This is a genomic window from Streptomyces sp. SID3343, assembly GCF_009865215.1.
GTDB lineage: Bacteria > Actinomycetota > Actinomycetes > Streptomycetales > Streptomycetaceae > Embleya.
The window spans coordinates 1-9,638 of sequence record NZ_WWJX01000932.1 but is presented as its reverse complement, the minus strand read 5'-3'; the positions used below and the strand labels follow the sequence as shown (position 1 = coordinate 9,638).

Below are 9,638 nucleotides of genomic sequence, written 5' to 3'. Positions count from 1 at the left end.
ATCGGTCGCCGTCGGCCCGATCGTGCGCGGTGGCGGCGGCCATGAACGCGCCGACATGGGCCCACTCGGGGCCGGTCACCGCGACCCGCCCGGCGCGGTCGTCGCGCGCGGTGTCCGGCGTGACCAGGATCGGGCTCGGGCCGCTCGCGCGAGTCACCGTCAGATGCAGCGGAAAGCGGACCTCCGCCGCGGCGTCGATGCCCAGCCGGTGTCGGAGTGCGCGATGGGTGGGAAAGTCGCTCGGGGACACGTGCTGGGCCCCGATGTCGAGCGAGACGGTTCGACCGTCGTGGTCGATGGTGTGGGTGTGCACGTGGCCGCCCGTGCGTGGGCGTGCCTCGAAGACCGTGACGTCGTGCTCGGGTTCCAGGAGCCAGGCGGTGGTCAGCCCGGCGATTCCTGCGCCGACGACGGCGATGCGCATGGGACGCTCCTTGGTCGTGCGGGGCTCGGGGTGGGGTGGGGTGCGCGCGCCGGCCGTCGCGAGACGGCTCGCGCAACGGCCGGCGCGGGATGGGATCGGGTGGGTCAGCCGGCCTCGGGGGGCGGGGCCAGGAAGCCGGTGCGGCGGAACTCGCGGAGGTACAGGTCGAGCAGGGCCGCGTCGACGGGCGGGAAGGCGAGGCCGCTGTCGGCGAGGGCCGCGTGGGCGTTGTCGCGGGTGAAGGTCGGGAAGGTGCCGTCGGTGTACATCTGCTTGACCGAGACCGCGCTGTCGCGGGCGGGTTCGACGAACATCGGGACGTACGGCGCCATCGGGTGGTCGGGGTGCCGGGCGGTCAGCTCGGCGATCGTGTTCGTCCAGGAGTCGTACGACACGGTTCGCACGGGATAGCCCATGGCTTGCAGACGTTCGACCACGAGCGGCAACCGGGCATCGCGCGCATTGGTGAGGTGGTACACGCGCCCGTCGGGTTCTTCGTGGGTGACGATGTGCACGACGGCGTCGGCGGTGTGGTCCACCGGCACGAAATCCAAGGGCAGGCCCATGTCCGGGGCCAGTCCGGTCTCGGCGATGGTGCGGAACAGGGCGCACATCATGGTGTCCGTGTTCCACACGCCGCGATCCGACGTGCCGGTCACCTCGTAGGGCCGGTGCACCGCCACCGGCAGGCCGCGGCGGCCTGCTTCGACGATCAGGCTCTCGGCGACCCACTTGGTCTCGGGGTAGCCCAGGGAGATGCGGTCGGCGTGGTCGAGCGGCGTGTCCTCGTCGACGTGGTCGACGCCGGCGGTGCCGAAACCGGCGATCACCGCGATGGTGGAGACGTAGTGCACGGGTTTGGTGGTGTGTTCGCCCGCGAGTTCCAGCACGGTACGGGTGCCGCCGACGTTGATGGGCGCCAAGGCGGCGTACGGATAGGCGAAGTTGACCCGCGAGCCGCAATGCACGATCAGGTCGCACTCGCGCGCGAGAGCGTGCCACGCGTCATCGGAAAGGCCGAAGTGCGGCTCGGCCAACTCGCCGGCCACGAGGGCGACCTGATCGAGGAGCGGTTCGGGATCCACGTCGTATCGACGCATCCGCGCGGCGAGCCGGTCGAGCCCCTCCTGCGGGTCGTCCGCGCGGACGAGACAGTGCACGCGTTCGACGCCGGCGCGCAACAGCCGCTCGACGAGGTGGACGCCCAGGAATCCGGTGGCGCCGGTCAGGAACACCTGCTTCGGTGCCCGTGGGTTCGCGACCGCGGGCGCGGTGAACCGCAGTTCGGGCGCGAGTCGGCTCTCGGCCGCGAAGTCGATCTCGGCGTCGTCCGGGCTCTGCCGTCCCTCGCGCAGGTCGGTCACCGTCGCGGCGAAGTCGGCGAGCGACGGGTCGGCGACCAGGCTGCGGATCATCGCCCGCCCGAACTCGGAGCCCACCTCCAGCCGTTCGCGTACGGCCGCGGTGACCTGGGTGGCTCGCAGCGACGTGCCACCGAGCGCGAAGAACCGCTCGTCGCGCCCGAACGCGTCCACGTGCAGGATGTCGCGCCACACCTGGGCCAAGGCGTTCTCCACCGACCCTCGCGGTTCGGTGTCCGCGTCAGCGCGCGGCGTGGCCGGGGCGGACAGGTCGGCCAGGCGACGACGGTCGACCTTGCCGCTGGAGGTCAGTGGGAGGACGTCCACGAGCGCGATCCGCGCGGGCACCATGTAGCTGGGGAGGCGGTCGCGCACGTGCTCGTGCAGCCGAGCCGTAAGATCGCGCCGCGACCCGGGGTGGGCCACGACCGCGGCTACGAGCCGCTCCCCGGCCTGCTCGCCCAGCACCTCGACGGCGGCCTGGCGGACGTGCGGGTGCGCCGACAGCACCGACTCGACCTCGTCGAGTTCCACGCGGTAACCGCGGATCTTGACCTGCCGGTCCCGCCGCCCCAGGAACTCCAGGGCCCCGTCCGCGCGCCACCGCGCCATGTCACCGGTGCGATACAGCAGGCCGCGGATCTCCCCGGGCGTCCAGTGGTCCGACCCGAAGCGGTCCGCGGTCTTGTCGGGATCGTTGAGGTAGCCCAGCGCCACGCCGTCCCCGCCGACCCACAGTTCGCCCGTCTCGCCCGGATCGGCGATCGTGCCGTCCTCGCGCACCACGTACGCCGTCGAGCCCGCCACCGGCACCCCGATGGGCACCGTCTCCGCGCGGGACGGAAGTTCCTCGACCGTGTGCGTCGTGGACAGTGACGAGTTCTCGGTGGGTCCGTAGCCGTTGAGGAACGCCCCGGGACGGCCGTGGCGCAGGACCGCGCGCACCGCGCGCGGGCTCAGCGCGTCGCCGCCCGCGATCAGCAGGCGCAACGCGGAGAACATCTCCGGGGCGGCGTGGGCGTGTTGGTGGAACAATCCGGCGCTCAACCACATCACGCTCACGTGGCGACCGCGCAGAACGCTGTCCAAGACCTTGGGGTCGAGCAGGTCCTCGTCGTCGGCGGGGAGCAGGCACGCGCCGTTGAGCAGGGTGGCGAATATCTCGAAGCAGGAAACGTCGAAGGTGAGGTTCGTGGTCGCCAGGACCCGGTCGTCGGGACGAATCCTTACGTCCCCCTCGTCGCGCGCCAACCTCGTCTGGCCGCGATGGGGACACAGCACTCCCTTGGGCGCACCGGTCGAACCGGACGTGTAGACGACGTACGCCGCCTCGCCCGCCCCGCGCTCGCGCCACCACCGCGGATCGGCGTCGTCGGCGGCGGCGAACAACTCGTCGGTGTCCACGATCGTCACCGCGTCGGGTGCTTCGATCCGCTCGCGCGCCCGGCACACCGCCACCACGACGTCCGCGTCCGCCACGATCCGGGCCAGCCGGTCGGCGGGCTGCCCCGGATCGAGCGGCAGGTACACCCCGCCCGCGAACAGGACGGCCAGGATCGTTGCCACCGCTTCCGGCGAGCGACCCATCGCCACCGCGACGACGTCGCCGCCGCTCACGCCGCGCGACCGCAATTGCGTGGCACCGCGCCGGGCTCGCTCGGCCAGTTCCCGATAGCTCCACGTCCCACCACTCCACTCGACGGCGGGTGCCTCGGGACGAGCCTCGACCTGCTCGGTGAACAGGGCGGGTATTCCGGCGTCGCGAGGGTGGCCGCAGCGCGCCGGATTCCAGGTCAGGGCATGCGGGGGCAGGGAGGTATCACGTGCAGTGGCCACGAGGGCACTCCAAAAAGGGATCGGTCGTCGTCGTAAGAGATCGTGAATACGCGGTGCCGATGCTCCGCCCCGTTCGATCACGTGGCGAGAAATCGGCGCGTCTTCTTGCGCCGCAGGTCCGCCAACGTCATCGGAAGTCGAAACAAAGCTGCGCCTCGGCCGGGCCTCGAACCTCGCCCGACCTGCACCTTCTCCGGCGCTCCACACGATCGCTACCCGTACGGCCCGACACGAATCAGGGAATTCGAACATGGCCGAATAGTTCATCGGATTCCCCGTGAGCACCCGGATCGCATTGCTCTGACGTCACGCCGATCTCTTTACTTCATTTCACCCCCACCCTTCTTCGACGAATAACGGAATTTCGTCGGCGACCACGGATTATCGGCCGGCGCCTGTTGCGGTGGGCACGTATGGTCCGCAATGCGCCGGGAGGGGCGACCCGGGCAGGTGAGAGCACCCGCACCCGACCGCACCCGCGGCCCCCGCACCCGCGCGCACCCCCGCCGCACCCGCGAACCCGGACGGGGCGAGCCGCCGGTTCGCCCGGGACCACGCCGAGGGGCCACAGCCCGTCCAGCGGCTGTGGCCCCTCGGTGGTCGGCGCATCGACCGGTTGTCCTCCCGGATCACCCGGCGCGGGCTGGTCCGGCCCTGTTTACGGCGAACAACCGTAAACCTGTTCGCTCTCCCGGTAGCGGTCGATCAGCAGGGGATCCATCAGGGTGGAGTCCGGACCGTAGAACCTGCCGAACTTCTCCCGGTACTTGCCGAACCAGTGCGGCCGTTCGGAGAGGAAGAAGATGTCGTGCAGGGCGATCGCGCGGATCGCGAGGACGGCCACCGGAGCCCTGCTCACCGCGAAAGCGGAGTTGCGCGCCGCCTTGACTTCGCAGTTCTCGTGGAACTGGCCGATCATGAGGCCCTGCGCCACGAAGTCGTCCTTGACGTGCGCCTGGGCCTGGTCGAGCAGTTCGGTGTCCTCGCTGCGGAGATCGGGCAGCACGACCACCATGGCCTGAAGCATGGGGTTTCGCCCCTGCCAGGTGGTCAGCCCGTACTCGCGCAGACTGCTGCGCGCGATCTCCTCCATCAGTGCGAGGCTCGGCGTCGGCCCGACCAGCCGTAGGCGGATCTCCAGTGTGCGGTTCTTGCGCGAGGGTGACACGAACGGGCAGATCGGCCCGGTGCGGCCGATCTGCGGGTGGCTCGCCGAGATGTACTCGGTCAACCACGAGTCGACGGACTCCAGCGCGGACTCGAAGTCGACGACCAGGGCCGTGGGCGTCATGACGCACCCGTCAGGTCGGTGACCCGGTCGGTGGCGATGCGGGCGAGCCGGTGGACCTCGGACTCGTCCGGGATACGGGTGTTGATGAAGTTGAGGATGTCGCCCTTCGGCACGATCACCCACGCGGTCTCGATCCGGAAGTGGTCGACGGCGGACCGCCAGCGCACCACGAAACCGCCGTCCCCCAACTCCACGGGGCCCAGATCCCCCCTCGTGATGTCGAGTTCGACGCCGTCGTTCAGCCCCATCCGGTAGTGCGCGCAGGCGTGTACCGCGTCGAACAGCTCCTGATACACCTGCCGGCAGGCTCCGTTGTCGAACCGCGCGACGTGGTGGAACACCACCGAACCCACGATGTTGGTGAACAACGCGGAGGCGTGATGTGTCGTCTCGGGGTGCGTGCCGTGCGTGAGCATGTTCGTCAGGTCGACGATGGCCCGCCCCGACTCGTCGCCGGAGACGAAGACGGGATCGTAGGCGGCGCTGGGCTCCTCGCCGTAGAACGAATCCTGCAAGTCCTCCTCGCTCAGCAGCAGTTGCGGAAAAGCGGCGTCGTCCATCGCGTTCTCCTATCGGCGTACGAGGCTCAGCGGGCGCATATCGGTCCAGTGCTCCTCGACGTGGGCGAGGCAGGTCTCACGGTCGGTCTCGGTGAGCGCGACCGTCCAGCCCGCGGGCACCTCGGCGAACGCGGGCCACAACGAGTGCTGGCCCTCGTCGTTGACGAGCACGAGGAAGGTGCCGTCGGGGTTTTCGAAGGGGTTGCTCATCATTGCTCCCTACGCGATGCGGTCGAGACGGGGGAGGACTTGGTGGAGGACATGGTCATCTCGCGCCCGGAACCGTCGTCACGTACTTGTGGATGCCGTCGATCGAGGTGAACAGCGCCATGTCCTCGAAGTGCGGGTCGATGACCACGCCGTGCCGCTCCTCCAGTCCGTGCTGAAGGACGACGAGAGTCAACGAGTCGATCACCAACTCGGCGTCGTCCGGCAGTTCTTCGGGCGATCCGAGCTTCGCGCTCTCGGTCAGGATCGCCCTGATGTCGTCTTTCGAGATCATCCGTTCCCCTGTGTCTGCGACGAAGTCTCCGACGTGAGGCGCCCGTTCATCAGCGCTCGGTCGCGCACCAGCTTTCCCATCGAGTTGCGCGGCAGTCGGCGCGTGACGAGGAACCGCTTGGGATTCTTGACCGGGCTCAGCCGCTCCCGGCACCACGCGACGAGTTCGTCCGCGGCGAGTGCCTGATCGGTGCCCACGAACGCCTCGATGACGTCCCCGTGGGTGACCATCACCTCGGTCACCCGGGGATGACCCAGCAGGACTGCCTCCACCTCCGCGAGGTCGACCTTCAGCCCGCCCACCACGACCAGGGAGTCGGCGCGGCCGAGCAGTTCCAGACTCCCGGTCACCGGGTCCCGACGAACCCGGTCGTACGTCCGCAGCCAACCGTTCGCGAAACGATCGGCGTGCTCGTCGTACAGGTACGGCGATTGCTTCATCCGGACGAAGAGCTCCTCGTCCTGCACCTTCACCTCGACCCCGGGCACCGGAAGGCCCAGCCGAGGTGGCACCGACGTACCGGACAGGTCGCCCGCGATCAACCCGATCTCGGTCAGGCCGTACACCGGACAGATCGGCAGACCGAAGTGCTCACCGAACCGCTCGAAGGTGTCGTGCGGTACGCGTTCACCGCCGGACACCGCGAGCCGCAGGTGCGGCAGCTCGGGACGACCTTCGATGCGGGCCAACAAGTCGTAGTGCACGGGGGTTCCGTACACGGCGGATGCCTCGGTCTTCGCCATCAGCCGCACCACCTCGGCCGGCCGCAGCGTCGGCGGGACGATCAGGGTCGTCCCGGCCGCAAGGGAGTGCAGCACGCCGGTGACCAGGCCCATGTTGTGCATGACCGAATTGAGCAGCATCACCCGCTCGCCCTTACCGGGGATCCCGGGCAGTTCGTCGTGCCGCTCGATTTCGGCCAGCACGGACTCGGCCGGCCGGCCGATCACCTTCGGTAGACCCGTCGAGCCCGAACTGAACTGCACCAGGCGGATGCCGTCGTGGGCAGGCCTGCCACCCGGCAGCCGCACGGTCGAGAAATCGGACTCCTGCCGAAATCCGGCCACCGGCCCATCGGCGCCGGCCGCCACGACGAGGTACTGCGGACGCACCATGTCGGCCAGTGGCTCGTATTCGGCCGGTTTCAGCCGAAAGTCGACCAGGACCACCTGCGCGCCCCGGCTCCACAGAGCCAACAGCACCTGCAGGTAGGTGAAACTGGGTTTCATGCGCAGGAGAACCGAGGTGCCCTCCCCGATGCCCTGCTCCCGAAAGCGTTGTACAAGATCGGCGACCACGGTACGCAACTGCCCCCGAGTAATCGACTCGCTGGAAATCGCCCACAGCTCGTCGTCCGCACCCCGGCTCAGCAGATGGTTTCCCCACCAGGTATTTGCCATACACGCTTCCTTTTGAGAGAACGAGTCCGCCCAACGTCCTGTCCGGCATTCGGCGAGGGCGAAAGTAGCACTTGTGTGAAACTTCGGGCAAGCGATCCGTAGTCAATGCGGCGCCACCGCGACGAAAAGGTGACGCGCCGGTCGGACATCTTTATGGTTGGAATGGCCCGTCGCCCGCCACAGGTCTCCACGCCGTTCGCAAGGGAATTCACAAGCCCGCTTCCTCCTGCCCGCTGCCCGCGGCGATTGCCGGGACGCCGAACCGCAAACCCTTGTGGCACCTGGCTTCGACCTGCCTGGCCGGTGTCCGTGTCCCGCCGCGGCGGGACACGGACACGGCATGCGGCCGGGATAACCGATTGCTTCCTTGACCCTTCTGTGACTCTCGGGTTAGGTTGCTTTTGATTGTTATCGGGGCCGTTGCGCCCGATTCCGACCCAGGCGGCGAGCCCGTGTCGTTCCGATGGTTCGACGGCTGCCGTTTCTCTATCGTCCGGTCGAATTTACGAAGCGTTTTCCGGGCCGTTGCGAGCTTTTCATTCTCGTCTCTCCGGCCTGCGCCCGGGAGCAATTCTGGAGGTGGAGACTTGTTCGTCAGTGCCTGCAGCACGCTGCCCCTCACGGCTGCGCAACGCGAGATATGGATTGCCGAGCAGCGGCTGGGGAAAGGGAATCGGGTCTTCCGGGTGGGTGAATACCTGGAGATCGACGGACAGGTGGATCCGGCGCTGTTCGAACAGGCACTGCTGCTGGTCGTGGCCGACGTCGACGCCCTGCACGTTCGCTTCGTCGAGGAACGCGGCGAGGTCCGGCAGGTCGTCCGAGAGCTCGGCGACTGGTCACTCTCCCGGGTCGATCTCAGCGCCGAGCCGGATCCCGAACAGGCCGCCCGTCGTTGGTTGGACACCGCGGTGGCCCGGCCGATGGACCTGGCCGAAGACCGACTGTTCGAGTACGCGCTCCTGCGGCTGGGCACCGACCGCTTCTACTGGTACCAGGGCTACCACCACGCCGTGATGGACGCTTTCGGGTCACTGCTGATCACCCGCCGCGTCGCGGACGTGTACAGCGCGCTCGTGCAGGGCCGTCCGGTGGCGCCGAGCCCCTTCGGGTCCCTGTCCGATTTGCTGGACGCCGAACAGGAGTACCGCGATTCCGAGCGATTCACCGACGACCGGGCCTACTGGACGGAACGCTTCGCCGACCGCCCCGAGCCGACCGAGATCGTCGGCCGCCCCTCCACCACGCCGGAACGCTACCTTCGGCACACCACCGGTGTGGAGCCCACCGAACTGGACGAACTGCGCGCCTCGGCACGCCGTGCGCGTGTCCCCTGGTCCTACCTGGTCATCGCCGCCACAGCCGTCTATCTGCATCGGACGACCGGCGCATCGACGGTGATACTCGGTCTGCCGGTGACGGCACGCCTGAACCAGGTCCAGCGGCGGACGCCCGGTACGGCCTCCAACGTCCTCCCGCTCAGACTCGCGCTCCGACCGGACACGACGCTCGGCGAACTGCTCGGCCGGATCGGGGAGCGGGTTCTCGAACTGGGCCGCCACCAGGGGTATCGGGCCGAGGACCTGCAACGCGACCTCGACCTGCCCGCGCATGTGGGGACTTGGTACGCCCCGGTCGTCAACGTCATGTCCTTCGACTACGCGGTGTCCTTCGCCGGACTGTCGACCACCGCGCACAGCCTGTCCTCGGGCCTGGTGGGCGACCTCACGTTCGCGGTATGGGACCGACGCGACGGCACCGGGCTCACGGTCGACCTCAACGCGCATCCCGAGATCTGCTCGGACCACGAACTGGCGACCCACCACCGGCGTCTGCTCACCGTGCTGCGGGCCGTCAAGACAATGGCGCCCGCCGAGCCGATCGGCCGGATCGACCTGCTCACCGACGAGGAACGCGCCGCTCTCCTGACCGTTCCCGACGACATCCCGCAGGCGACGGAGACCACCCTGCCGGGGTTGTTCGAGGCGCGGGTCGGGGCGTCGGCGGATGCGCTCGCGGTGGTGTGTGACGGGAGTGGGTTGACGTATCGGGAGCTCGACGAGCGGGCGAACCGGTTGGCGCATCTGTTCGTGGCTCGGGGTGTCGGTCCCGAGGACGTCGTGGCGTTGGCGCTGCCGCGTTCGACGGATCTGGTCGTCGCGCTCCTGGCGGTCCTCAAGGCGGGCGCCGCCTACCTGCCCCTGGATCCCGAGTATCCGCCCGCCCGCCTGGCCCACATGCTCGCCGACGCCCGCCCCGCGCTG

The 9,638-nt window shown here is 68.9% G+C and carries 8 protein-coding genes; 1 reads left to right on the top strand and 7 read right to left on the bottom strand.

Annotation, left to right across the window (positions count from 1 at the left end; genetic code table 11):
• The 7 genes from GT354_RS29090 to GT354_RS29060 form a co-directional block, all read right to left on the bottom strand.
• The coding region (locus GT354_RS29090) for an FAD-dependent oxidoreductase (protein WP_161359351.1) at positions 1 to 424 on the bottom strand (424 nt) is incomplete at its 3' end.
• A gap of 104 nt (positions 425 to 528) precedes the next feature.
• On the bottom strand, positions 529 to 3,621 hold the full coding sequence (locus tag GT354_RS29085) for an amino acid adenylation domain-containing protein (protein ID WP_161359350.1): 3,093 nt from the start codon (positions 3,619 to 3,621) through the stop codon (positions 529 to 531).
• Positions 3,622 to 4,279: 658 nt separating this feature from the next.
• A complete protein-coding gene (locus GT354_RS29080; RefSeq protein WP_161359349.1) occupies positions 4,280 to 4,912 on the bottom strand; it encodes a DUF6875 domain-containing protein in 633 nt (210 codons plus the stop codon).
• Entirely contained in the window at positions 4,909 to 5,472 is a 564-nt protein-coding gene (locus tag GT354_RS29075; RefSeq protein WP_161359348.1) for a hypothetical protein, read from the bottom strand. The genes GT354_RS29080 and GT354_RS29075 overlap by 4 nt, the downstream gene beginning before the upstream one ends.
• Before the next feature lie 9 nt (positions 5,473 to 5,481).
• The gene (locus GT354_RS29070) at positions 5,482 to 5,682 is read right to left on the bottom strand and encodes an MbtH family protein (protein WP_161359347.1); all 201 of its coding nucleotides are present in this window, start codon (positions 5,680 to 5,682) and stop codon (positions 5,482 to 5,484) included.
• Positions 5,683 to 5,737: 55 nt separating this feature from the next.
• Positions 5,738 to 5,974 carry a hypothetical protein gene (locus GT354_RS29065; protein WP_161359346.1) on the bottom strand — a complete coding sequence of 79 codons (237 nt, stop codon included), beginning with the start codon at positions 5,972 to 5,974 and terminating at the stop codon, positions 5,738 to 5,740.
• A complete protein-coding gene (locus GT354_RS29060; RefSeq protein ID WP_161359345.1) occupies positions 5,971 to 7,374 on the bottom strand; it encodes a class I adenylate-forming enzyme family protein in 1,404 nt (467 codons plus the stop codon). Before GT354_RS29060 ends, GT354_RS29065 begins: the two co-directional genes overlap by 4 nt.
• Positions 7,375 to 7,961: 587 nt before the next feature.
• Here GT354_RS29060 and GT354_RS29055 point away from each other — a divergent pair.
• Positions 7,962 to 9,638, top strand: a 1,677-nt coding sequence (locus GT354_RS29055; protein ID WP_161359344.1) for a condensation domain-containing protein, incomplete at its 3' end; no start/stop codon positions are given.